The 23,805-nt window shown below is 72.4% G+C and carries 20 protein-coding genes and 1 tRNA gene; 12 read left to right on the forward strand and 9 right to left on the reverse strand.

Going from position 1 to position 23,805, the window contains the following annotated elements:
* The first annotated feature begins 208 nt into the window (after positions 1–208).
* The 3 genes from BZZ08_RS39470 to BZZ08_RS09885 are packed head-to-tail and all read left to right on the forward strand — an operon-like array spanning position 209 to position 2,871.
* The gene (locus BZZ08_RS39470) at positions 209–997 is read left to right on the forward strand and encodes a hypothetical protein (RefSeq protein WP_241965419.1); all 789 of its coding nucleotides are present in this window, start codon (positions 209–211) and stop codon (positions 995–997) included.
* A 27-nt stretch (positions 998–1,024) separates the two neighbouring features.
* Positions 1,025–2,182, forward strand: coding sequence for a sensor histidine kinase (locus tag BZZ08_RS09880; RefSeq protein WP_104631788.1), 1,158 nt, complete (start codon positions 1,025–1,027; stop codon positions 2,180–2,182).
* 2 nt (positions 2,183–2,184) lie between these two features.
* A complete protein-coding gene (locus BZZ08_RS09885; protein WP_198601383.1) occupies positions 2,185–2,871 on the forward strand; it encodes a response regulator in 687 nt (228 codons plus the stop codon).
* 123 nt (positions 2,872–2,994) lie between these two features.
* Here the strand turns inward: BZZ08_RS09885 and BZZ08_RS09890 are convergent.
* From BZZ08_RS09890 to BZZ08_RS09900, 3 genes are all read right to left on the reverse strand, one after another.
* Positions 2,995–3,067: transfer RNA gene (locus BZZ08_RS09890), tRNA-Arg, on the reverse strand.
* Between the two features lie 79 nt (positions 3,068–3,146).
* Positions 3,147–4,904 carry an IclR family transcriptional regulator domain-containing protein gene (locus tag BZZ08_RS09895; RefSeq protein WP_241965420.1) on the reverse strand — a complete coding sequence of 586 codons (1,758 nt, stop codon included), beginning with the start codon at positions 4,902–4,904 and terminating at the stop codon, positions 3,147–3,149.
* A gap of 105 nt (positions 4,905–5,009) precedes the next feature.
* The gene (locus tag BZZ08_RS09900; RefSeq protein ID WP_104631790.1) at positions 5,010–6,305 is read right to left on the reverse strand and encodes a M6 family metalloprotease domain-containing protein; all 1,296 of its coding nucleotides are present in this window, start codon (positions 6,303–6,305) and stop codon (positions 5,010–5,012) included.
* Positions 6,306–6,624: 319 nt separating this feature from the next.
* Between BZZ08_RS09900 and BZZ08_RS09905 the strand changes: the two genes are divergently transcribed.
* Positions 6,625–7,278 (forward strand): TetR/AcrR family transcriptional regulator, encoded by a 654-nt coding sequence (locus BZZ08_RS09905; RefSeq protein ID WP_446750246.1) that lies wholly within the window; start codon positions 6,625–6,627, stop codon positions 7,276–7,278.
* Between the two features lie 264 nt (positions 7,279–7,542).
* Positions 7,543–9,090: an MFS transporter gene (locus tag BZZ08_RS09910; protein ID WP_104631792.1), complete on the forward strand. Its 1,548-nt coding sequence runs from the start codon at positions 7,543–7,545 to the stop codon at positions 9,088–9,090.
* Between the two features lie 100 nt (positions 9,091–9,190).
* Here BZZ08_RS09910 and BZZ08_RS09915 read toward each other — a convergent pair whose 3' ends face one another.
* Complete coding sequence (locus BZZ08_RS09915; protein WP_007388762.1) at positions 9,191–9,682, reverse strand: MarR family winged helix-turn-helix transcriptional regulator; 492 nt, start codon at positions 9,680–9,682, stop codon at positions 9,191–9,193.
* A 98-nt stretch (positions 9,683–9,780) separates the two neighbouring features.
* Here BZZ08_RS09915 and BZZ08_RS09920 point away from each other — a divergent pair, with 98 nt between their 5' ends.
* The gene (locus BZZ08_RS09920) at positions 9,781–10,563 is read left to right on the forward strand and encodes a dioxygenase family protein (RefSeq protein ID WP_198601384.1); all 783 of its coding nucleotides are present in this window, start codon (positions 9,781–9,783) and stop codon (positions 10,561–10,563) included.
* Between the two features lie 36 nt (positions 10,564–10,599).
* On the opposite strand, the gene BZZ08_RS09925 is transcribed toward BZZ08_RS09920, so the two are convergent.
* Entirely contained in the window at positions 10,600–11,139 is a 540-nt protein-coding gene (locus BZZ08_RS09925) for a GNAT family N-acetyltransferase (protein WP_104631793.1), read from the reverse strand.
* 212 nt (positions 11,140–11,351) lie between these two features.
* Between BZZ08_RS09925 and BZZ08_RS09930 the strand changes: the two genes are divergently transcribed.
* A complete protein-coding gene (locus BZZ08_RS09930; RefSeq protein WP_052839251.1) occupies positions 11,352–12,350 on the forward strand; it encodes a sigma-70 family RNA polymerase sigma factor in 999 nt (332 codons plus the stop codon).
* 439 nt (positions 12,351–12,789) lie between these two features.
* Positions 12,790–13,524: a TetR/AcrR family transcriptional regulator gene (locus BZZ08_RS09935; RefSeq protein WP_104631794.1), complete on the forward strand. Its 735-nt coding sequence runs from the start codon at positions 12,790–12,792 to the stop codon at positions 13,522–13,524.
* A gap of 26 nt (positions 13,525–13,550) precedes the next feature.
* On the opposite strand, the gene BZZ08_RS09940 is transcribed toward BZZ08_RS09935, so the two are convergent.
* Positions 13,551–14,522 carry a helix-turn-helix transcriptional regulator gene (locus BZZ08_RS09940; RefSeq protein ID WP_104631795.1) on the reverse strand — a complete coding sequence of 324 codons (972 nt, stop codon included), beginning with the start codon at positions 14,520–14,522 and terminating at the stop codon, positions 13,551–13,553.
* Positions 14,523–14,584: 62 nt separating this feature from the next.
* Here BZZ08_RS09940 and BZZ08_RS09945 point away from each other — a divergent pair, with 62 nt between their 5' ends.
* The 4 genes from BZZ08_RS09945 to BZZ08_RS09960 all read left to right on the forward strand — a co-directional run bounded on the left by BZZ08_RS09945 (position 14,585) and on the right by BZZ08_RS09960 (position 20,318).
* On the forward strand, positions 14,585–16,135 hold the full coding sequence (locus BZZ08_RS09945) for an MFS transporter (RefSeq protein WP_104631796.1): 1,551 nt from the start codon (positions 14,585–14,587) through the stop codon (positions 16,133–16,135).
* Between the two features lie 229 nt (positions 16,136–16,364).
* Complete coding sequence (locus tag BZZ08_RS09950) at positions 16,365–17,126, forward strand: DeoR/GlpR family DNA-binding transcription regulator (protein ID WP_104631797.1); 762 nt, start codon at positions 16,365–16,367, stop codon at positions 17,124–17,126.
* The gene (pfkB, locus tag BZZ08_RS09955; protein ID WP_104631798.1) at positions 17,123–18,070 is read left to right on the forward strand and encodes a 1-phosphofructokinase; all 948 of its coding nucleotides are present in this window, start codon (positions 17,123–17,125) and stop codon (positions 18,068–18,070) included. The genes BZZ08_RS09950 and pfkB overlap by 4 nt, the downstream gene beginning before the upstream one ends.
* Before the next feature lie 139 nt (positions 18,071–18,209).
* Positions 18,210–20,318 carry a PTS fructose transporter subunit IIABC gene (locus tag BZZ08_RS09960; protein WP_104631799.1) on the forward strand — a complete coding sequence of 703 codons (2,109 nt, stop codon included), beginning with the start codon at positions 18,210–18,212 and terminating at the stop codon, positions 20,316–20,318.
* Positions 20,319–20,361: 43 nt separating this feature from the next.
* On the opposite strand, the gene BZZ08_RS09965 is transcribed toward BZZ08_RS09960, so the two are convergent.
* The 3 genes from BZZ08_RS09965 to BZZ08_RS09975 all read right to left on the reverse strand — a co-directional run bounded on the left by BZZ08_RS09965 (position 20,362) and on the right by BZZ08_RS09975 (position 23,730).
* Positions 20,362–21,111: a DUF6227 family protein gene (locus BZZ08_RS09965; RefSeq protein WP_198601385.1), complete on the reverse strand. Its 750-nt coding sequence runs from the start codon at positions 21,109–21,111 to the stop codon at positions 20,362–20,364.
* A gap of 168 nt (positions 21,112–21,279) precedes the next feature.
* On the reverse strand, positions 21,280–22,503 hold the full coding sequence (locus BZZ08_RS09970) for a L,D-transpeptidase (RefSeq protein WP_104631801.1): 1,224 nt from the start codon (positions 22,501–22,503) through the stop codon (positions 21,280–21,282).
* Positions 22,504–22,686: 183 nt separating this feature from the next.
* Complete coding sequence (locus BZZ08_RS09975) at positions 22,687–23,730, reverse strand: P1 family peptidase (protein ID WP_104631802.1); 1,044 nt, start codon at positions 23,728–23,730, stop codon at positions 22,687–22,689.
* Positions 23,731–23,805 lie beyond the last annotated feature (75 nt).

A 23,805-nucleotide genomic window follows, 5' to 3' on the forward strand; every position in this document is an offset into this window, starting at 1 on the left:
AGTTCTCACATGCTCGCGGTGCTTCCCGTCCTCGTGTGTGCCGAATGTGTTCTGCAGGGATGCCTTCCTGGCAAGACGTCAGTTGCCCATGCAGCGGCGCGGAGGCGGTGCCTGTTCAGGCGGCCCGAAGGGTCATACCCAGGTCTGACCCTGCAGTTCAGCTCCTGGTCCGACGCCCCGCAGGGATGGCGAAGGCATCGTCGTCGGCATGACGAACCCGACGACATCCATGGCCACCCCGGTCACAACGATCGGCGCCCGACTGCATGGCGCACTGCCTGTGGAGCAGTGGGAGGCCACCGGCTTCCCGGGACGTTGGGTGGGCGGCACTGCCATGGTGCTCGGCCCACTGCTGATGCTGGCCGGAGCGTTACTGCGGGCCCGTTTCCATTTCTTTTACCCCGATCAACTCGCCGCGTACGAGCGGCACCCCACCCTGCTGGCCACCGCATACGGCCTCTTTGCGGCGGGTAGCGTGCTGCTCTGGCCCGCCGTGGCCTTGGTGGCCGCGCGGATCGGGGCCCGCAGCGCCGGTTGGGGCCTGTGGGGCGGGGTGCTGGTGATGTTCGGACTGTTCGCCCGTGCCTTCCACGCGGGGGTGGACCATCTGGCCTTTCAGCTGGTGCGTTCCCAGGGGGTCGGGCCCGCCACCGACGCGGTCTCCGCCGGCTACGGTGCCTTCCACGTCTTCGCCACGCTGAACCTCGCCATCCTCGCCGGGTGGATCGTCCTTGCCCTCGGCGCCTGGCGCACCAGGTTGCTCGGCCCGGTCCGCGCCGCCGCGCTCGGCCTCACCTCGGCACTGCCTCTCGGAGTACTCAAGGGGACCACCCCTCTGTCGCTGGTGGCCCTGGCCGGACTGTGCGCCGCACTGGTGCCGCTGGGCCTGGCACTGCTGTGTGAAGCGCCCCGCCCCAGCCGGGCGGCGGTGCTGCGCTGGGTGCCGCTGACCCTGGTGACGCTCGGCCTGATGGTGCTGCTCGGACAGGCCGGTTGAGTGCACACGGACAGATACGGTCGGGCTATGAAGTCTAAGGGGCAGCGCCATCTCTACGCCCTCGACGCCGGCGTGGCCGTGGCCCTGACCGTCGTGTACATCGGCTTTGCCCGGCTTACCGCCGCCGACGACGGCCAGCCCGTCTACGCAGGACCGCTCTGGCTCAGCTGTCTGATCGCCGCCACGGTCGGCCTGCCCATAGCCGTACGCCGACGTTGGCCGCTCGCGGTCCTGGTGGCCGTGCTCGCCGCCCTTGCCACGGCATCGCTCCTCGACATCCCCCGCGAGCCGTACGCCGCCGCCGGGCTTGCGGCCTACCTCGTCGGACTGGCCGAGCCTGCCCGCCGGTCCGTGCCCGCCCTCGCGGTGGCGCTGCCGGTGGCCTGCGGTGCCGTCTATCTTGGCGAGGCCGTGGTCACTCCCGCCGAGGACTGGCGGGGCGCCGTCGGGGTGGCCGGGCTCGTACTCCTGGTGATCGGCGGGGCCTGGGGTCTGGGGTTCAGCGTGCGCGGCCGCCGGGCCGAGGCCGCCCGGGAACAGCGGCGCCGGTCGGAGCGCGCACTGGACGAGGAGCGCCTGCGGATCGCACGTGAGCTGCACGACATCGTCTCGCACAACCTCAGCCTGATCGCCGTCAAGGCGGGTGTTGCCGGGCATGTGGCGGAGGCCGACCCGCGCGAGGCGCGGGCCGCCCTCAAGGTCATCGAGGAGACAAGCCGTTCCGCGCTGGCCGAGATGCGGCGCACGCTCGGTGTGCTGCGCACCGAGGGCGCGCCCCTGGGACCCATACCGGATCTCGACCGCCTCGGGGCGCTCGCCGCGGAGGCACAACGGGCAGGGGTGGACGTCGACCTGACGGTGCACGGCACGGAGGGCCTGGCCGAGGGGACACAGCTGACCGTCTACCGAATCGTCCAGGAGGCCCTCACCAACGCGGTCCGGCACGCCGCCCCGACCCGCTGCCAGGTCACGGTGGAGGCGGATGCGCGAGAGATCCGCATCGACATCGCGGACCAGGGACGACCCTCCGCGCCCGGACAGCCCGTCCGCGCACTGCCGGGCGGGCACGGCCTCTTGGGAATACGTGAACGGGCGATGATGTACGGCGGCAGCTTCGAGGCGGGCCCCCGAGCGGAGGGCGGCTTCGCGGTCTCCGTCCGCCTGCCCGCCGAAGGGAACCAATGACCATGACCGAGGTGCGCCCGGTCCGGGTACTGATTGCCGACGACCAGGCGATGGTGCGAGGCAGCTTCCGTGTCCTCGTCGACCACACGCCCGGCATGACGGCCGTGGGCGAGGCCGCGAACGGAGCGGAGGCCGTCGAACTCGCCCGCCGCGAACGGCCGGATGTCGTGCTGATGGACATACGCATGCCGGACCTCGACGGCATCGAGGCGACCCGGCAGATTTGCTCGGACCCGGCCCTGTCCGGCGTCCGCGTCCTCATCCTCACCACCTTCGACCTCGACGAGTACGTCTACGCCGCCCTGCGTGCCGGCGCCGCGGGCTTTCTACTCAAGGACACCCCGCCGAGCGAGGTCCTCACCGCCGTCGGCGTCGTCGCCGCGGGCGAGGCGCTACTCGCTCCCTCGGTGACCCGCCGTCTGATCGCGGAGTTCGCCCGCCGTCCGGAGCCTGCGCGCCCGATCAGCCGCTCGCTGGACGGGGTCACCGACCGGGAGTTGGAGGTGCTCGGCCTGATCGCGCGGGGTTTGTCCAACACCGAGATCGCAGCGCACCTCCACCTGAGCCTGGCCACGGTCAAGACCCACATCGGGCGCCTGCTTGCCAAGCTGCGTGCGCGCGACCGTGCCCAGCTCGTGATCGTCGCCTACGAGACCGGGCTTGTGGACGACCACCGACGTGGAGTGTGAGGTGCACAGACGGGCAGCCCTCATCAGGAAGCCAAGACGTCGACCAGGACCTCATGTGTGCCGCAGGACCGAAAGCCCTGCCGCCCGCTAGGACGGCAGGGCCTCTGACCAGGCGTTTCTCTGTGCCCCCGGCAGGATTCGAACCTGCGACACCCGCTTTAGGAGAGCGGTGCTCTATCCCCTGAGCTACGAAGGCGTGCCGTCGCTGGGCGGCGGTGACAACAGGTTAGCGGATCGGGGGCCGGGGTGGAGGTGGAGGTGGGCGTCGGTCCGGGTCACGTCGGGGGGACGTGGACGAAGCGGCCCGCCACCGACAGGTCCGCCTCGATGTGGGTGGCCGTCCGGGACAGTTCCGGGAGGATTTCCGTGCGGCAGGACAGTGCCGTGCGGCGGGCCGCGTGCATCGCGACGTTCAGGGCCGCCACCACCCTGCCCGTGCGGTCGCGTACCGGGACCGCGAGGGAGCGCAGGCCGGCCTCCAGTTCCTCGTCGACCAGGGCGTAACCCTGCGTCCGGGCCTCGGGGAGGACCAGCAGGACGTGGCCCAGTGCCGTCGCCCGGGCCGGGAGACGGGTGCCGACCGTGACGCGGGCGCTCAGGACGCGGGTCGTGGACGCCCGGGCCGTGTACTGGATCTCCTCGCCCGACTCCGACAGGACGGCCAGCGACGTCGACTCGTGGACGCGGTCGGCCAGAGCGGTCAGGTGGGGCTGGGCGATCTCGGGGAGGGAGGTGCGGGAGAGGGGCGGGAAGCCGAGGGAGAGGACCCGGGGGGTGAGGGTGAAGGTTCCGTCGGGGGCGGGGGACACCAGGCCCGCGTACGTGAGGGTGATCAGGGCCCTGCGGGCGGTGGCCCGGGCCAGGCCCGTCGCCTTGGCGACCTGGGTCAGGGTCAGCGCGGAGCGGCCCTCGCCGAAGGCGGTCAGTACGGTCAGGCCGCGGGCGAGGGACTCCACGAACTCCCGGCCCAGTTCCTGCTTCGACGCGCCCGTCCAGGTGGCGAGGCCCGCCCTGGGCGGTCCCGGTTCCGGCGGCGGGGCGGTGCGCAGGTCGTCCTCCATCGCCGCGACCGCCGTGCGCAGGCGGGGGAGCAGGGCCGCCCGCAGGTCCGGTGCCGTGTGGCGGCTGGTGTGGCTCACCACGCTCGCCACGCAGGCCACCCGGCCGGTGCCGGGGTCCCGTACGGGGACCGACAGTGCCACCAGGCCCGGTTCGATGAGTTGGTCGTCCAGTGCGCAGTCGTCCGCTGCCGCCCTCGCCGTACGGAGGGTGAAGTCCTCGTCCGGGGTGAGGTGTTCGCGGGGCGGTACGGCGGGGAAGGTGTGGTCCGCCGGGTCCGCGGCCCGGCGGCTCCGCCAGCGGTGCCAGTCCGGGTCCGTCCACTCCGTGGCGAAAAGGGGGCCGGGGGCCGTGCGTTCGGCCGGGAGCAGGTCGCCGATGCGGAAGCTCAGGGACATGGCGCGGCGGCGGGTGGCCTGGTGGATGAAGCGGATGCCGTCCCGGTCGCCGACCGCCAACGAGACCGACTCGTCCAGTTCGTCGGCCAGTTCGTCGGCGCGGGCCGAGAGCAGGGCGGGGAGGCGGAGGGCGGCCAGATAGGCGTTGCCCAGTTCCATCAGGCGGGGGGCCAGGGTCACGTCGCGGCCGTCCAGGCGGACGTATCCCATGCGGGCGAGGGTCGCCGTGAGGCGGTCGACCGTGGAGCGGGCGAGGCCGGTGGTCTTCTCCAAGGCGCTGAGGCTGAGGGTCCCGTCGCTCGCCCCGGTCAGCCGGCGGAGTACGGCGATGCCGCGGAGGAGCGGGGTGACCGCCTCGGCCGGTGCGACCGTCTCCGCCGGTGCGACCGTCCCGGCCGGAGCAACCGTTTCGGCCGGTGCGGCCGTCCGCGTCGGTGCGATCGCCTCGGCCGGGGGGACCGGCTCGGCCGCGACGCCCGCGTCCTGCGCGGCGGCGATCCCGTCCCGGGCACCATCGGCACCGGGGGAGCCGTCGGCCCCGTCACGGGGGGCGTCGTGAGTGGTGTGGGCGGGCATCGACTCTCCGGTACGGCGATCACGGCAGGGCGCCTACGGTAGCCCGACACCCCGAGCGTCCACGTCCCGGTCGGTGCCCTGGGAGGTCCTCTCCCGCCCCGTCCGTCACTTCCGGGTGACGCGTACCCGGACGTCTCCCCTTCCGTCCTTCTCCGACACCTCGATCGCGACCCCCTTGCGCGGGTCCTTGAAGGTCTCGCCCGAGGCGAAGGTGGCGTCCGAGAGTTCGGCGTGGACGTTGGGGCTGCGGGTGCAGCCGCCGCTGTCGCGCCGGGAGTCGTAGACCCGTACCGGGCCCATGCCGGTGTCGACGTCCGCGTCGACCTTGTAGATCAGTACGCCGGGCCGGCACACCGTCTCGTCGTTGCCCTCGCGGGTGCGCAGCTCGACCGCGTAGCCGGACGTGCCGCTCAGCGGGAGGACGACCAGCTTGTCGCCGCCCTTGCGGGCCAGCGGCGTCAGCGTGTACTCCGTCGTCCCCGGCGCGGACGCGCAGTGCACCTGGGACGGGTCGAGCCAGCCCAGCTTCCACTTGTGCCAGCCGAGGAGGTCGTTGTTGGCGCCCCAGTCCTCGCTCATGATGTCCCAGTGGCCGACGGCGCCTCCGCCCTCCTGGGTGTAGAGGTCCGGGAGGCCGAAGACGTGGCCGTTCTCATGGGGGAGTACGCGGTAGCCGGTCTCGTCGTAGGAGCCGGAGCCGTCGTCCTGGCGGGAGTAGACGAAGGAGGCGTTGGCCACCGGGACGCCGTCGGCGACCGGGGCCTCCTGGTTCCCGGCGAAGGTCACGGACAGGACCGTGTCCAGGGCGGAGGGGCCCGCGTTCGGGGTGACCAGGACGTTCAGGAGGTCGTACGAGCGGAAGTCGACCTTCGCGTCGGCCGTCGCGACCAGGTCCTGGACCAGTTTGCGGTAGCCGGGTTCGAAGGGGGCGCCGCGTTCTATGCCGTACTCCGCGAAGGACTTGGGCATCCTGAGCCAGTCCCGGATCGGGGTCTCGGGGTGGTAGTCGAGGCGGCCGTAACTGCTGGTGCGGAACCACTTCTCGGTCTGCGGGAAGAACTCCGCGTACCGGTCGAGCGCCCTGCCCTCGCCGGGCGCGTCCGAGAAGTCGACCATCAGGTTGAGGGCGCGGACGGTGCCGGTCGAGCGGGCGTAGCCGGTCGAGGTCGGCACGCCCTCGGACATCTGGATCTCGGCGCCGCCGCTGATCATGCAGGGACCGTGCACGGAGGAGCGGGAGAGGGCGGCGGGGCCGGAGCCCGCGGTCGAGGTGCCGGGCGCGAGCCGGCCGGTGCCGGCCGAGGTGCTGAGCGCGAGGGTCAGGACGGCGACGGTCCCGGCCGCGGCCAGTCTGCGCGGGCGTATGCGACGGCTCGGCGGCTGCGCCTGCGGCGGCTGCATGCGGACCTCCCCGGCCACGGCAGCCGCCCGACACCGGCTGCACCCATGCGCTCACCCTGTGCCGAGGGGTGGGCGGGCGCGCGCTGGAGCGGCCGATCGTGGGTTTCTCGCCGGTAGCCGCCGACCGGGGGACGGGCCGGGGCCGCGATGTGACCCAGGTCACCAGAAAGTTCTTCGGGAGCGGGAAATAACCGGGGATCGTTTCCCCGTTTAGACCTGTGTCCGAGCGAAACGGGGATTCCCTCCCCGGATCGTGAACCCAGTCGTCACAACCGTGACAGACACCCTCACAGACACCACCGACATGGAGGAGTACGCCGTGCAGACCGCGATCCCCGATCAGCGCAAGGTGGCCCGGCCGCGCGCCGATGCTCTGCGCAATCGGGAGCGGATCGTCACCGCCGCCCGGGAGATGTTCGTCGAGAACGGGCCGGACGTGCCGCTCGACGACGTCGCCCGCCGGGCCGGCGTCGGCAACGCCACGGTGTACCGCAACTTCCCCGACCGTGACGCCCTCGTCCGCGAGGTCGTCTGCTCGGTCATGGATCGTACGGTCCGGGCGGCCGAGCTGGCCCTCGCGGAGACCGGTGACGCGTTCGAGGCGCTGGAGCGCTTCGTGCACGCCTCCGCCGACGAGCGGATCAGCGCCCTGTGTCCCATGGTGGCCAGCACGTTCGACCAGCACCACCCCGACCTGGAGGCGGCGCGCGGACGGTGCGAGCGACTCGTCGCCGAGGTCATGGACCGGGCGAAGGCGGCCGGTCAGCTCCGCGACGACGTGGGGGTGGGCGATCTGATGATCGCCGCGGCCCAGCTCAGCCGGCCCCCGGCCGGTACGGGGTGCGTGAGCGCCGACCGGTTCGTCCATCGCCATCTACAGCTGTTCCTGGACGGGCTGCGGGCTCCCGCCCGTTCCGCCCTCCCGGGTGCGGCCGTGACTCTGGAGGACCTGCGCCGGCCCTGCGACCAGTAGTTCAGCGACCAGTAGTTCAGCCAGTTCAGCCAGAGCGGCCAGTTCCGTCAGATCAGCCAGGTCAGCCAGATCCGTCAGGTCAGCCAGATCCGTCAGGTCAGCCAGATCCGTCAGATCAGCCAGATCCGTCAGTTCCACCAGTTCCACCAGTTCCGTCACCGAGGCCGAGCCGTCAGCGATGTGGCTGACGGCGGGCCGTCGGCGTGGGTTCAGTCGTCCCTTTTCTCGTCTTTTTCCGTCACGAAGTCCGAAGTGGGTATCCCCATGTCTCAAGCAGCCGTCAAGGCTTCCGGCGTCGCCGACGCCCCGGACGCCGGTCGCTGGAAAGCGCTGGTCTTCATCGCGCTCGCCCAGCTGATGGTGGTCCTCGACGCCACCATCGTGAACATCGCCCTTCCCTCCGCACAGCAGGACCTCGGCATCTCCGACGGCAACCGGCAGTGGGTCGTCACGGCCTACGCCCTCGCCTTCGGCGGTCTGCTGCTGTTCGGCGGCCGCATAGCCGACCTGTGGGGCCGCAAGCGCACCTTCGTCACCGGCCTGGCCGGCTTCGCCGTCGCCTCCGCGCTGGGCGGCGCGGCCACCAACGAGGCGATGATGTTCGGCTCCCGCGCCCTCCAGGGCGTCTTCGGCGCCCTGCTCGCGCCCGCCGCGCTCTCGCTGCTCGCCGTGATGTTCACGGACGCCAAGGAGCGCGCCAAGGCCTTCGGCATCTACGGTGCGATCGCCGGTGGCGGTGGCGCCGTGGGTCTGATCCTCGGCGGTTTCCTCACCGAGTACCTGAACTGGCGCTGGACGTTCTTCGTCAACATCCCGTTCGCCATCGTCGCCGCGGCCGGCGCGTACTTCGTCATCCGTGAGCCCAAGGGCGGCCGCAACCGCTCGCCGCTCGACATCCCCGGCGTGATCCTGTCCACCCTCGGCCTGGTCGCGCTCGTCTACGGCTTCACCCGCGCCGAGTCCAACGGCTGGAGCGACGCCCTGACGGTCGGCATGTTCGTCGGCTCGGCCGTGCTGCTGCTGGCCTTCGTGCTCGTCGAGTCCCGGGTCAAGGCTCCGCTGCTGCCGCTGCGCGTGATCACCGAGCGCAACCGGGGCGGGATCTACCTCTCGCTGGGTCTGGCCATCATCGCGATGTTCGGCCTGTTCCTCTTCCTGACCTACTACCTGCAGATCGTGAAGGGCTACACGCCGGTGAAGACCGGCTTCGCCTTCCTGCCGATGATCGCGGGCATGATCACGGGCTCCACCCAGATCGGCACGCGTCTGATGACGCGGGTCGCGCCCCGGCTGCTGATGGGCCCCGGCTTCCTGGTCGCCGCCCTCGGCATGCTGTTCCTCACCCAGCTGGAGGTCGACACCTCCTACGCCGCCGTGCTGCTGCCCGGCATGCTCCTGCTCGGTCTCGGCATGGGTACGGCGTTCATGCCGGCCATGTCCCTGGCCACCATGGGCGTGGAGCCGCGGGACGCGGGTGTCGCCTCCGCGATGGTCAACACCTCGCAGCAGGTGGGCGGTGCGATCGGTACGGCGCTGCTGAACACGATCGCCGCCTCGGCCACCACGTCGTACATCGCCGACCACATCGGGGGCGCGTCCTCCCGCTCCCAGCAGCAGCTGGTCCAGCTGCAGGGTCAGGTGCAGGGCTACACCAGCGCGATCTGGTTCGCCGTCGGCATCCTGGTCGTGGCGTCCGCGATCGCCCTGACCTTCGTCAACGCCGGGCGGCCGGGCAGCGGCAACGCCGTCGCCGGTTCCGGCGCGGGCGACGGGGCCGAGGACGAGCTGCGGGTGCCGGTCGTCGCCCACTGACGCCGCACCCGGTACCCGCTCGGGCCCCTGTTCCACCCGTGCGTACGGGGAGGGGACGCCCCGTACGCACGGTTCCCCCGGACCTGCCCCGGCCGCGCGCTCAGCGCAGCCAGGGCAGGTCCGCACCCGCTTCGCTCGGCTGAAGTCCCTCGGCGACGATCCGCATGATCTCGCCGAGGGACTTCTGCTGTTCCGGGGTGAGCCGGTCGAAGACCGCCTGGCGTACGGCGTTCACATGGCCCGGAGCGGTCCGGCGCAGCACCTCGTACCCCTCGTCCGTGAGGATGGCGAACTGGCCGCGCTTGTCGGAGGGGCAGTCCTCGCGGCGGACCCAGCCGTTCTTCTCCAGGCGGGCCACCGCGTGCGAGAGCCGGGAACGGGTGATCTTCGCGTACTTGGCCAGCTCCGTCATCCGCAGCCGCCGGCGCGGTGACTCGGCCAGCTTCACCAGCAGGCCGTAGTAGACGTGCGGCATGCCCGCGTCGCGCTGGAGCTGCCGGTCGAGGTGGTCCTCGAGGAGGGTGGCGGCCTCGATGTAGGAGCGCCAGACGAGCTGCTCCTCGGCGGTGAGCCAACGGGGTTCGTCGTTCATGGGTCCCACTGTACGAAACGACTCCTTGAATGTTAAACAAACTGCGCGTAGATTGGTGGCACGTAAAGATTGAGAGTTCAAGCATTGGAGTAGTGGCCATGACCGCCGCCCCGGAGCGCATGCCCGCCCTCTACCTCAGCCACGGCGCCCCGCCGCTGGCCGACGACCCCGTCTGGCCCGGCGAACTGGCCGCGTGGGCCGCGGAGCTGCCGCGCCCGAAGGCGATCCTCGTCGTCTCCGCCCACTGGGAGGAGGCCCCGCTCGCCCTCGGCGCCACCCGGACCGTCCCCCTCGTCTACGACTTCTGGGGCTTCCCGGAGCACTACTACCGGGTGCGCTACGGAGCGCCCGGCGCCCCCGCGCTCGCCGAGTCCGTACGCAAGCTGCTGCGCGCCCCCGGCACGCCCGTCCAGGACGTCCCCGACCGCGGCCTCGACCACGGCGCCTACGTCCCGCTGGTCGAGATGTACCCGGGCGCCGACATCCCGGTCCTCCAGGTCTCCATGCCGACCCTCGACCCGGCGCGGCTCATGGAGATCGGCCGCAGGCTCGCGCCGCTGCGCGACGAGGGCGTGCTGATCATCGGCTCCGGGTTCTTCACCCACAACCTCGCCGCACTGCGCCAGGGCGGCATCCCCTCGTGGTCCGCGGAGTTCGACGACTGGGGGCGGCACGCGCTGGAGGGCGGGGACGTGGACGGGCTGCTCGACTTCGCCCACAAGTCCCCGGCGGGACGGCTCGCGCACCCGCGCACCGAGCACTTCGCCCCCCTGTTCGTGACCATGGGCGCGGCGGACGCGGCCGGCGAGCTGGACTCGCGGCGGTCGGTGATCGACGGGTTCTGGATGGGACTGGCCAAGCGGTCGGTGCAGTTCGGCTGAGCGCGGGCGGGGGGCGTCCCGGTGGCGGCCGGTGGGCTACGGCCGGCCGCCGGTGGGCTGCAGCGGCTTCTCGTACCAGGCCACGTCCCAGTACCGCCCGAACTTGCGGCCCACCTCGCGGAAGGTGCCCACGTGCCGGAAGCCGAAGCGCGCGTGCAGCCGGGCGGACGCCTCGTTGGGCTGGGCGACGGCCGCGTAGGCGCGGTGGAGGTCCTCGCCGGCCAGGGCGTCGAAGAGGGACGTGTAGAGGAGCGAGCCGATGCCGCGGCCGCCGGCCCCCGGAGCGACGTAGACGGTGGTCTCCACGGAGGTCGCGTAGGCGGGCTTCGCGCGATAAGGGCTGGATGTGGCGTACCCCAGAATCTCCTGTGAGTCCGCGTCCGTGGCAACCCTCAGCCGGTGCGGACCGTCTTCAGGGTGGGAGAGCAGCCAAGGGCGGCGCTCTTCCGGGGTGAACGGTTCGGTGTCGAACGTGATGGGCGTCTCACACACGTAGTGGTTGTAGAGAGCGGTGAGGGCCTTGAGATCGTCCTCGCCTCCCGGTCTGACCTGGACCTCCGCAGTTCCCGACGGCATCGCCCCTCCTCATGTGGCGGCACAGGGTACTGCATGATCAGAAAAATTGAGGGGCGGGTTGGGAATTCTGTCCGGATTCCAGTCGTTGTTTCCATCGGATGCAGGGCACCCGAGGAGAGTCCCGAGAGGGGCTGGGGACACGGAGACAACCCCGTAAGGCGCCCGAGCGTCCACCGGACCACCCGCTGAACCACCATCGCAAGGGAGCACGCATGGCAACCCGTGCCGTCGCCCGTCGTAAGTCCGCCGCCGGCGAGACCTCCGGCTCGGCAACCAGCGTCCGCGCGAACGGCGGCGAGCTCGCCGACCGCGATCTGGTCGGCATGTACCTCGACGAGATCGCCCGGACACCGCTGCTCGACGCCGCCAAGGAGGTCGAGCTGTCCCAGACCATCGAGGCGGGTGTGTTCGCGCGGCAGGTCCTCGAAGGGTACGAGGAGACCGGGGCGGACGCCACCCGTGAGGAACTCCAGGCTCTGATCGACGAGGGCGAGCGGGCGAAGGACGTCTTCATCCGCTCCAACCTCCGCCTGGTCGTCGCGGTCGCCCGCCGCTACCCGCGCAGCGGTCTGCCGCTCCTCGACCTGATCCAGGAGGGCAACGCCGGCCTGGTCCGCGCGGTCGAGAAGTTCGACTACCGCAAGGGCTTCAAGTTCTCGACGTACGCGACCTGGTGGATCCGTCAGGCCATCACCCGCTCCATCGCCGACCAGTCGCGCACCATCCGGCTGCCCGTCCACCTGGTGGAGGAGCTGGGCCGGATCCGTCGTGTGCAGCGCGAGTTCAACCGGGAGCACGGCCGCGAGCCGGAGCCCGCCGAGATCGCAGCCGAGCTGGGCTCGACGCCGGAGCGCGTCACCGACGTGCTCGACTGGGCCCGCGACCCGGTCTCGCTGAACATGTCGGTGGACGACGAGGGCGAGACCCAGTTCGGCGACCTGCTGGAGGACACCTCGGCCGTGTCGCCCGAGCAGTCGGTGCTGACCCTGCTGCGCAGCGAGGAGCTGGACGACCTCATCGGCCGCCTCGACCCGCGCACGGCCTCCATCATCAAGATGCGGTACGGCATCGACGACGGCCGCGAGCGCACGCTGACCGAGGTCGGCAAGGAGCACGGCCTCACCCGTGAGCGCATCCGCCAGATCGAGAAGCACGCGCTGCTGGAGCTGAAGAAGCTGGCCCGCGACACCGGCTTCGAGGCTGCGGCGTAACGCGGCCGGGACGACGGCCGGGTGTGCGGCCCGGCCGCCGCGTGACGCGGGGGCGTGACGTGGCGGATGGGGCGTACGCCGGTGGTCGCACCCCGCGCGAACATGGCTGTACAACGCTGCTTCAACTCGCGGCGGCCGGGAACAAGACGTTCGGGGCCCCTCGGTCAGAAGCCGGGCAACGGCCCCGCACCCCCGCACCCGCGCCACCACCGCAGCGCACTGGACCACGTCCCGACGCACTCCCCCCGGCGCCGGGACTTCCCGAGCCGGGCTGCGGCGCCCCTCCCCCCGGGGTGCCGCAGCCCGGCTCCACTCCTTCTCCTGCGAGCACCAGGCCGGCCGCGAGCCGGGGCAGAGCGGAAGGCGGGCCACCCCGAACCTGAACCCCGGGGTGGCCCGCCGGATGGCAGATTCTGCCACAGCGGCATAGCCTGCCGAAGTGAGCAGCACGGTTCCAGCAACCCCCGCCCCCGGGCCGGGGTCGGTCCCGCCGGTCCCATCGATCGGATCGGTCGGGCCGGTCGGATCGGTCTCCCTGACCGAGCGGCGCAAGGCCGAGACCCGGATGGAGATCGCCCGCGCGGCGGCCCGCCTCTTCGCCGGCCAGGGCCTGCGGGCCACCCGGGCCGAGGACATCGCCAAGGCGGCGGGTGTCGCCCCGCGCACCTTCTACCGCTACTTCGCCGCCAAAGAGGAGGCGGTCGCCCCGCTCTATGCCCTGGGCGCCGAGCGCTGGGTACGGGCGGTGCGCGAGGCCCCGGCCGAACTGTCCCCGTCCGCGGCCCTGGAACACGCCGCGCGGCACACGCTGACCCCCGGCGCCGGTGTGTCGGCGCCCTCCTGGGAGTGGGCCCGCGCCCTCGTCCGCCTGGCCGAGGGCAGTCCGGCACTGCGCAAGGTGTGGGCGGAGGTCTGCCACTCCACGGAGCGGGGGCTGGTGGAGGCGCTGGCCGCGCGGATGTCCGGCGGCGACGACAACGTTGCCGCACGGCTGGCCGCCTCCCCCCGGCTGCACTTCGCGGCCGCGGTGGCGGGCGCGGCCGTCCGCGTCGCGACGGAGCACTGGGCGTCGTCGTCCTCCCAGGAGACACGCAGCCCCCTGGACCAGGCACTGCTCAACCTGGAGGTGCTGCGGGGGTTCGCGTGGGGGGACGGCGCCTCCGGACAGGGGTGAGAGGCCGGGGCGTGCCCCGCCCCCGGTCAGTCGGTGCCCGCCGCCCGGCCCAGTCGGGCGCCCAGCTCCCGTACGCAGTCCACCAGTTCCGCCGGTTCGCGGACGCGGAACTCCAGGCCGGTCGTCGCCAGGCGGGCCGCGATCCACTCCACCGAGCCGGACACCGTGGCCCGCACCACGCACGCCGAGTCGCCGTCCACCGCCTCCGGCGTTCCCAGCCAGTGGGGCAGCAGCGGGGCGACGGTATCGGCCGGTGCGTGGAAGACGACCACGATCTCGTAGGAGTCGTTCCGGCGCTGCATCGAGTGCCGTAGGTATTCGGCCGCGTCCCCGGTCGGCAGCTCCCGCGGAGCGAACCGCGCCCCCGTGGCGAAGGGCTCGCTCACCCGGTCGACCCGGAAGGTCCGCCAGTCGTCCCGGTCGAGGTCGTAGGCGACCAGGTACCAGCGCCGCCCCGTCGACACCAGCCGGTACGGCTCCGTCACGCGGCGCGTCTCGCTGCCGTCCGCCGCGCGGTAGGCGAACCGCAGCCGCTCGTGCCCGGCCACCGTCGAGGCCATCACGGTCAGCGTCTCGGGCGCGATGCTCGGCCCGTCCCCGCTGGTCAGCGGCGTGGTCGCGGACTGGAGCGTGGTGACCCGGTGCCGCAGCCGGGACGGCAGCACCTGCTCCAGCTTGGCGAGGGCCCGCACCGACGCCTCGTCCAGGCCCGCGACCGCGTGGCCCGCGCCGGCCCGCAGCCCGACCGCGATGGCCACCGCCTCCTCGTCGTCGAGGACGAGCGGCGGCATCGCCTTGCCCGCCACCAGCCGGTAGCCACCGTCGGCACCCATCGTCGCCTGGACCGGATAGCCCAGTTCGCGCAGGCGGTCGATGTCCCGCCGGACCGTGCGCCGGGAGACCCCGAGCCGGTCGGCCAGCTCGCCGCCGGGCCATTCGCGGGGCGTCTGCAGGAGCGAGAGGAGCGTCAGCAGCCGGGCTGGAGTGTCCGTCGTCATGTGTCCGAGGATGCCGCAGATCTAGGACACGATCCGACCTACTGGCCCCCTAGGTTCCTTCCATGACCTCCAAGCAGACCCCCGACCCGGCTCCCGACCCGGCTCCCGACCCGGCTCCCGTCCCGCCCGCCGTGCCCGCCGCGGGCGATCGGCGTCGCTGGTTCGCCCTCGCGATCGTGATGACCGCGGCGTTCATGGACCTGGTGGACGTCACCATCGTCAACATCGCCATCCCCTCCATCCAGAGGGACGAGGGCGCCTCCTTCAGCCAGATCCAGTGGATCACCGCCGGTTACGCCCTCGCCTTCGCGGCCGGTCTGATCACCGGCGGACGGCTCGGCGACATCCACGGCCGCAAGCGGGTCTTCCTCGTCGGCATCGGCGGCTTCACCCTGGCCTCGGCGCTGTGCGGCCTCGCCGCCAACCCGGAGATGCTGGTCGCCTCCCGCATCCTCCAGGGCGGCATGGCGGCGCTGATGGTGCCGCAGGTGCTGTCGATCGTGCACGCCACCTTCCCGGCGCACGAACGCGGCAAGGTCTTCGGGCTGTTCGGCGCGATCGTCGGACTCGGGGCCGTCTCCGGTCCGCTGCTGGGCGCCCTGCTCACCGAGTGGAACCTCTTCGGGCTCGAATGGCGGCCCATCTTCCTCATCAACCTGCCGGTCGGCATCGCGGGCCTCGTCCTCGGCAGCCGCTTCATCACGGAGTCGAAGGCGCCGCGCGCCCTGCGGCTCGACCTGGTCGGGGTCGCGCTGGTCACCCTCGGACTGCTGATGCTGATCTACCCGCTCACCCGGGGCGAGGAGCTGGGCTGGCCGCTGTGGGGGTACCTCTCCATGGCCGGGTCGGTCGTGGTCCTCGCGGTCCTGGTCGCCTACGAGCGGCGCAAGAGCGCCCGGGACGGCTCACCGCTGGTGGAGCTGTCGCTGTTCAAGGTGAAGAGCTTCGCGGCCGGGATCGCCGTGCAGACCGTCTTCGGCGTCGCGCTCGGCATCTTCTTCCTGGTGTGGACGCTGTACCTGCAGTACGGGCTCGGCTGGAGCCCGCTGCGGGCCGGCCTGACCGGCGTACCGTTCTCCATCGCCGTGTCCACGGCCGCCGGGATCTCGGTGCAGAAGCTGGTCCCGCGCTTCGGGCGCAAGGTGCTCCAGGCGGGCGCGCTGGTGATGGCGGCCGGAGTGCTCCTCTACGTGTGGGAGTCCGGGCGCTACGGGCTCGCCATCACGTCCTGGCAGATGGCCCTGCCGCTGGTCGTGATGGGGCTCGGCATGGGCCTGATCGTCGCGCCGCTGACCGACGCGGTGCTGTCCCAGGTGCCGCGCGAGCACGCCGGGGCGGCGTCGGGGCTCATCAACACCGTGCAGCAGATGGGCAACGCGCTCGGACTCGGACTGGTGTCGGTGGTCTTCTTCGGCACGATGAGCGACCACCTCACCCCCGCCCGCATCGGCCCGGCCTACGTGGACGCCTTCCAGAACGCGCTGGGGTGGGTGGCCGCGGTGCTGGCCGGCATCTTCCTGCTGATGTTCGCGCTGCCCAGGCGCCCGGCCCAGCACGTGGAAGGGGGCGGGGCGGAGGACCCGGCGCAGGAGAAGGAGCCCGCGCTGGTCTGAGACCGCGGCGGACGAGTCGGCGAAGGGGCGGGTCCGGCAGCACGAAGGTGCCGGACCCGCCCCTTCGGCACGCCGTCCCACCGTCACGCCGATCAGGCGCCCGACCCACACATGCCCGTTCATGTCTGTTTGAGTCCGAACGCTTCTGCTTGCTGTTTACATTCCGGAAAACCGGGCGTAGCCTCCGAGAGAAACCACAGGTTCGGGCACAGGTCGGAGGTGAACGGTCATGTACGCACCGGAGCGGCAGCAGGAGATCCTCCGGCTCGCCCGGGACGGCGGCCGGGTGGACGTGGTGTCGCTGGCCGAGGAGTTCCAGGTGACGGCGGAGACCATCCGCCGCGACCTCAAGGCGCTCGACCGCGCCGGTCTGCTCCGCCGGGTGCACGGCGGCGCGATCCCGGCCGGGCGGCTCGACTTCGAACCGGACCTCGCCGAGCGCGAGTCCACGGCCGCCGACGAGAAGGACCGCATCGCCAGGGCGGCCCTCGCGGAACTGCCGGCCGAGGGCACGATGATCCTCGACGCCGGTTCCACGGTGGCCCGCATGGCCGCGGCGATCCCGCCGGAGGCCTCGCTGACCGTGGTCACCCACAGCCTGCCCATCGCCGCCCGGCTCGCCGACCACCCCGGCATCCAGCTCCACCTGGTCGGAGGGCGCGTGCGGCACCGTACGCGGGCCGCCGTGGACGCCTGGGCGCTGCGCGCGTACGGCGAGATCCGCGCCGACGTGGCCGTGGTGGCGGCCAACGGCTTCTCCGTGGAGCACGGCCTGACCACCCCCGACCTCGCCGAGGCCGCCGTCAAGCGGGCCGCCCTGACCGCCGCCCGGCGCGTGGTGCTGCTCGCCGACTCCTCCAAGTACGCCCAGGAGCACTTCGCCCGCTTCGGCGCCCTGAGCGACGTGGACCTGCTGATCACCGACAACGGACTGACCCCCGAGGACGCGGGCGGCATCGAGCGCGCCGGCACGGAAGTAGTACGCGCATGATCCTGACCGTCACCCCCAACCCGTCGCTGGACCGCACCTACGAGGTGCCCTCCCTCGACCGCGGCGAGGTCGTCCGCGCCACCGGCGAGCGGGTCGACCCCGGCGGCAAGGGCGTGAACGTCTCGCGCGCGGTGACCGCCGCCGGGCAGCGCACCGTGGCGGTGCTGCCGCTGGGCGGGGCCCCGGGCGCACTCGTCGCCGACCTGCTCGACGCGCAGGGCATCGAGGTGGCGCCGGTGCCGATCACCGGGCCCACCCGTTCCAACATCGCGCTCGCCGAGGCCGACGGCGTCCTGACCAAGATCAACGCACCGGGCCCCGAACTCACCCCGGCCGAACGGGAACTGCTCCTGGAGACCGTACGGCGCCAGTCGCCCGGTGCGGACTGGATCGCCTGCTGCGGCAGCCTGCCCCGCGGACTCGCCCCCTCCTGGTACGCCGACCTGGTCGCCCGGGCGCACGCCGCCGGGGTCCGCATCGCCCTGGACACCTCCGGACCGGCCCTCCTGCGGGCCCTGCGCGAGCGGCCCGACGTGGTCAAGCCGAACGCCGAGGAGCTGGCCGAGGCCGTCGGGCGTCCGCTGGCCACGGTCGGCGACGCGGTGAAGGCCGCCGAGGAACTGCGGGAGCTGGGCGCCCGTTCCGTGCTCGCCAGCCTCGGCGCCGACGGGCAGCTGCTCGTGGACGACGCGGGTACCTGGTTCGGCACCGCCCGCGTGGACGCCGTCCGCAGCAACGTCGGCGCCGGTGACTCCTCCCTCGCCGGTTTCCTCGTCGCCGGGGGCACCGGCCCCGGCGCCCTCGCCTCCGCCGTCGCGCACGGCGCCGCCGCCGTCCAGCTGCCCGGCAGCGTGATGCCGACGCCGCACGACCTGGACCCGGCCGCCGTGACGGTCACCTCCGAGGTGCCTGTCAACCGCGCACTGAAGGAGCCGGCGTCATGAACCCCGCTCCCTCCCGCGGCCCGTCCCACGGCTCCCTCCCCAGGGCCGTCCCCGACCCCCACCGCTGTGCCCCCGTCCCCCTCCCCGCCCCCGCCCCTCACCCCACGTTCCGGGCGATACGCGAGCTAAGGAGCCCGCGATGAGCGACATGATCACCGCGGACCTGGTCGACCTCGACCTGTCCGCCGACACCAAGGAAGCGGCGGCACGCGCCCTCGCCGAGCGGATGGTGGCCCTGGGCCGGGTGACCGACCTGGAGGGCTTCCTCGCCGACGTGGCCGCCCGTGAGGCGCAGATGCCGACCGGCCTCGACGGCGGCATCGGCATCCCGCACTGCCGCAGCGAGCACGTCACCGAGCCGACGCTCGCCTTCGGTCGCAGCGCGGCCGGCGTCGACTTCGGGGCGGCGGACGGACCGGCCGACCTGATCTTCCTGATCGCCGCTCCGGCGGGCGCCGACGACGCCCACCTGACGATCCTCTCCTCGCTGGCCCGGCAGTTGATGAACGCCGAGTTCACCGACGCGCTGCGCTCGGCGGGTGACGCGGCGGCCGCCGCCGCGCTGATCCGCGGGGAGGAACCGGCACCGGCCGAGGACGCCGGCACCCCCGAGGAGCCCGCGGCCGACGCGGACACCCCGGACACCGGGGCGGTCCCGGCGGCGGCCTCCGCCGGGACCGCCCCGGGCAGCACCGGCCGGGATCCCGGCGGGCCCGACCGCCCGTTCCGGATCGTCGCCGTCACCTCCTGTCCCACCGGCATCGCGCACACCTACATGGCGGCCGAGTCGCTGGAGAACGCGGGGCGCGAGGAGGGCGTCGAGGTCGTCGTCGAGACCCAGGGCTCGGCCGGGTTCACCCGGCTCGACCCGGCGGTGATCGCGGCGGCGGACGGCGTCATCCTCGCCCACGACGTGGCCGTGCGCGAGAAGGACCGCTTCGCCGGGAAGCCCACCGTCGACACCGGCGTCAAGGCCGCCATCAACCGGCCCGGCGAGCTGATCGGCGAGGTCCGCGACAAGGCGGCCCGCGGCGAGGTCACGGCGGCAGCCGTCGGCGGCCGGGGCGGTGACGGCGGCGCGACGCCCGTCGAGCGCGGCGGCGAGTCCGGCGAGGGCTACGGAACCAAGCTCCGCAAGTGGCTGATGTCCGGCGTCAGTTACATGGTCCCGTTCGTCGCCGCGGGCGGTCTGCTGATCGCCCTGGGCTTCGCGATCGGCGGCTATGAGATCAACAAGGCGCCCTCCGTGATGGACCACTTCGTGTGGACCCAGGCGGACAGCTGGGCCGCGCTGCTGTTCCAGATCGGCGGCGTGGCCTTCGCCTTCCTCGTCCCGGTGCTGGCCGGCTACATCGCCTACGGCATGGCCGACCGGCCGGGCCTGGTCCCCGGCTTCGTCGGCGGCTCGATCGCGCTGACCATCAACGCCGGGTTCCTCGGCGGTCTCGCGGCCGGTCTGATCTCCGGCGCGGTGGTGCTGGCGATCCAGCGGGTACCGATACCGAAGGCGCTGCGCGGCATCATGCCGGTGGTGGTGATCCCGCTCGTCTCGGCGGCGGTCGTCGGGTTCCTGATGTTCGTCGTGATCGGCAAGCCCATCGCGTCCGCCCAGTCCGGGATGACCGACTGGCTCAACGGACTGTCCGGCGCCAACGCGGTCCTGCTCGGCGCGCTGCTCGGCCTGATGATGTGCTTCGACCTCGGCGGCCCGGTCAACAAGGTCGCCTACACCTTCGCCACCGCGGGCATCGCGGTCGCCAGCCCCAGCGACTCCGCGATGAAGATCATGGCGGCGGTGATGGCGGCCGGCATGGTCCCGCCGCTGGCGATGGCCCTGGCCACCACGGTGCGCGGCCGGCTCTTCAACGCCGCCGAGCGCGAGAACGGCAAGGCCGCCTGGGTCCTGGGCGCCTCCTTCATCTCCGAGGGCGCCATCCCGTTCGCCGCGGCCGACCCGCTGCGCGTCATCCCGTCCTCGATGGTGGGCGGCGCGGTCACCGGCGCTCTGTCGATGGCCTTCGGCGCGACGCTGCGCGCCCCGCACGGCGGCATCTTCGTGGTCCCGCTGATCGGCAACCCGCTGCTCTACCTGGTCGCCATCGCGGCCGGGGTCTGCGTCACCACGGCCCTGGTGATCGTCCTCAAGGGGCTGCGCAAGCCGGTGACGGGCACCTCGGCCCAGGGACCCGGCGGGGGCGCGGGCCCGTCGGCCCCGACGCCGGGGGCCGAACAGCCGGTGGCCGCGTAACGGGCCGGACGGGAGCGGGGCGCGCTACGGGAAGCAGGGCGCGCTACGGGGAGACCTGCGCCGCGCGCCGCTCCATCGCCCGGCGGGCCGTGTCCTCGCTGGCGTACACCTCGCACATGTGGCGCCCGTCCGGTGTGGCCGTGTGCTCCACCTCCCACAGGGAGACCTCCGCGCCGTCGCGCAGCAGGAACGCGTGCTCATAGAGCGAGAAGCCGATCCGGGCGCGGCCCGTGCGGCCGGGACCGCCGAAGGCCTGGGAGATCTGGTGCCCGCACGCCGTCGACAGCCGGTCGGCGAGGTCGGCGTCGGGCCGGTCCGCGTTCTCCGCGCGGCGCAGCAGCCGGCGGGCGTGGTCCGCGGAGGCGTCGGGGACGTAGGCGTGGCGCGGGGTGGGCACGGGCGAAAGCTGCACCTGCACCGGCAGCTCGAAATCGGGGGTGTCGGGCGGCAGGGCCAGCCGGGAGCCGGCGGCGCGCAGCTCCTCCTCGTCCACGTAGACCTCGTGCTGCGGCTCGCTGCCCGGGGCGGTGTTGTGGACCAGCTCCCACAGTGTGAGCGCCGAACCGTCGGCGAGCAGCCAGGTGTGCCGGTACGTCTCGCGGTGCAGCCCCGCGCTGTGGTGCGCGGAGTGCAGCGAACCGTCGTGCGCCAGCGCGCAGTCCAGTCGCCGCAGGGTCTCGTCGGGCAGCTCGAATGAGTTCAGGGCACGTCCGAGCAGCCGCATGAGGTGCTCCTCCGGAGACTCGGGCGACTCGGGTGGTTCGTACGCTGCCGCCTCGTACGGAACGCTCAAGGTTTCTCCCGGCGTTGCTGCATGTCACCTTGTGGGTGCATACCGTAGCCCCTCGGTCGGACATCATGTCCGGGAACCGAGAAAACGTACGCACGAAAAACGCGGGGGCCGCGCGAAAAGTTTCCGCGCGGCCCGACGAACCGTCAAAATTGCCTGCTCACAGGCCGATCAACCGGCGCTTTGGGCGGTCCACTCGCTCCAGGGCATGTTCCAGCCGTTGAGGCCGTTGTCCGGCGCGACCGTGTCGTCCGGGGAGTTCTTGACGATGACGACGTCCCCGATGAGCGAGTTGTCGTAGAACCACTTGCCCGGGGTGTCGCCCTGCGCGCCCTGGGCGTCCGCCAGTCCGACGCAGCCGTGGCTGGTGCCCTGGGCGCCGAAGGGCGGATTGCCGCGGTTGTACCAGTAGTTGCCGTGGATGAAGGTGCCGGACTGGCTCAGCCGCATCGCGTGGGGCACGTCCGGGATGTCGTACTCGCCGCCGAACCCGACCGTCGACCCGTTCATCCGGGTCTGCTCGGACTTCTCCGAGATCACCATCTGCCCGTTGTACGTCGGGTTCGAGGCGCTGCCCGCCGAGATCGGGACCGACTTGAGGGTCTTGCCGTCGCGCACCACCGTCATGGTCTGCGTGTTCACGTCCACCGTGGAGACCTGCGAGCGTCCCACGGTGAAGGTGACGGTCTTCTTCTGCACGCCGTAGATGCCGTTCGCGCCCTGCACCCCGTCCAGGTCGATCTTCATCGTGACCTTGGAACCGGCCTTCCAGTACTCCTGGGGCCGGAAGTCGAGCCGCTGCCCGCCGAACCAGTGCCCGACCACCTCCTGCCCGCTGCTGGAGGTGACCGTGATGTGCGACTGCACGCTCTTCCTGTCGCTGATCGCCTTGTCGAAGGTGAACGACACCGGCATGCCCACCCCGACCGTGCTGCCGCCGTCCGGGGTGTACGTGCCGACGAAGCTGTTGTCCGAGGAGACGGTCGTGAAGACCGAGTCGGCGGCGGCCGTGCGGCCGTTGTCGTCCTTCGCCTGCGCCGTGATCCGGTACTTCGTGCCCCGCTCCAGCTGCTCCTTCGGCTTCCAGTTGCCGCCGTCGCCGGACACCGCGCCCGGCACGGTGGCACCCGTCTCCGCGACGGTCATCTTCACCTCGGTCAGCTTGCCGTCGCTGACCTTCACACCGGTCGAGTTGATCGAGGCGCCGGTCGACCCGTCCTTGGCCGAGATCACGAGCTTCGCGACCGAGGTGTCGGCGGACCCGGCGCCGCCCTTGCCGTCGTTCTTGTCGTCGGCGCTGGCGCTTCCGCCGCAGGCGGTGAGGGTGAGGGCGCCGACCACCAGGGCGGCACAGGCCCCCAGTACGCGCCGCGTGGCTATGTCCGGCGTTGTCACGGGCTGCTCCAGGTTCGGATGTGGTGCGGGTGTTCGTTTCAGCCGTGTAGAGGTGTCCGGCGGCCCGTGGGGTTCCCACCGGCCGCCCGGAACGCCGACACGTGACAAAACCCGGACAATCGCAACGCGGCCGAGTCAACTGCCCCTGAACGCACCTCCGTAGGCCGCCGCGAGCGCCGCTCCTCACCCCTCTCGTCGCACCTCGCCGTACAGCTCCCCGTACGACGGCCAGGCCCCGCCCGGACCGTCCACCGGGTCGGCGGCCCGCACCGCGCGCACGATCGCCCGCGTCACCACGTCCGCGCCCGCCGCCAGCACCTCGTTCAGCGCGAGCGGCTGCCCGGCGTCGAGCGGACGCGCCCCGGTCGCCAGGGCGAACACCGTGTCCCCGTCGCTGAGCAGATGCACGGGCCGTACGGCACGCGCGATGCCGTCGTGCGCGGTGCCGGCCAGCTTCTGCGCCTGCGCCTTGGACAGGCCGGCGTCGGTGGCGACCACGGCGAGCGTGGTGTTCAGCGGCGGCGGCGCGTTCCTCGCCGCCACCTCGGCCAGCCGACGCCCCGCGGCCCCGTGGACCTCCGGCGCCGGATACTTGACCGGCCCGCCCCGGAACAACTCCCCGTACAGCACCCCCGTCTCCGGGTCCGTCACCGACCCCGCCGCGTTGGCCACCACCAGCGCCGCCACCGTGACCCCCGAGTCCAGCACGGTGCTCGCGGTGCCCACACCGCCCTTCAGCGTGCCGACCACGGCGCCCGTGCCCGCCCCGACACACCCCTCGGCCACTGCCGCGCCCGGCGTGCTCGCGTGCGCCGCCTCCGCCGCCGCGTAGCCGGTGGCCGCGTCCGGCCTGGCCCGGAAGTCGCCCCCGCGCCCCAGGTCGAAGACACAGGCCGCGGGCACCACCGGCACCACGTGCGCCGGGTCAGGACCGACCCGCACCCCGCGCCCCCGCTCCTCCAGCCAGGCCATCACGCCCGAGGCCGCGTCCAGCCCGTAGGCGCTGCCGCCGGTCAGCACCACCGCCTGGACCTTCTGCACGAGGTTGCGCGGATCGAGGGCGTCGGTCTCCTTGGTGCCGGGGCCGCCGCCGCGCACATCCACACCGGCGACCGCCCCGCCCTCCGGCGCGAGTACCACCGTCGTCCCCGTGAGCCACCCGTCCCCGGCACGCGTCGCATGCCCCACCAGCAGACCGGCGACGTCCGTCAATGCGTCAACTGTCATACCGCCAGTCTCGTCCAGCCACCGTTGAGAGGAAGGGAACCGGCGACGGGGCGGGAACCGACGGCGGCGCGGGAG

The sequence above is a fragment of the Streptomyces sp. MH60 genome, from assembly GCF_002939385.1.
Taxonomy (GTDB): domain Bacteria; phylum Actinomycetota; class Actinomycetes; order Streptomycetales; family Streptomycetaceae; genus Streptomyces.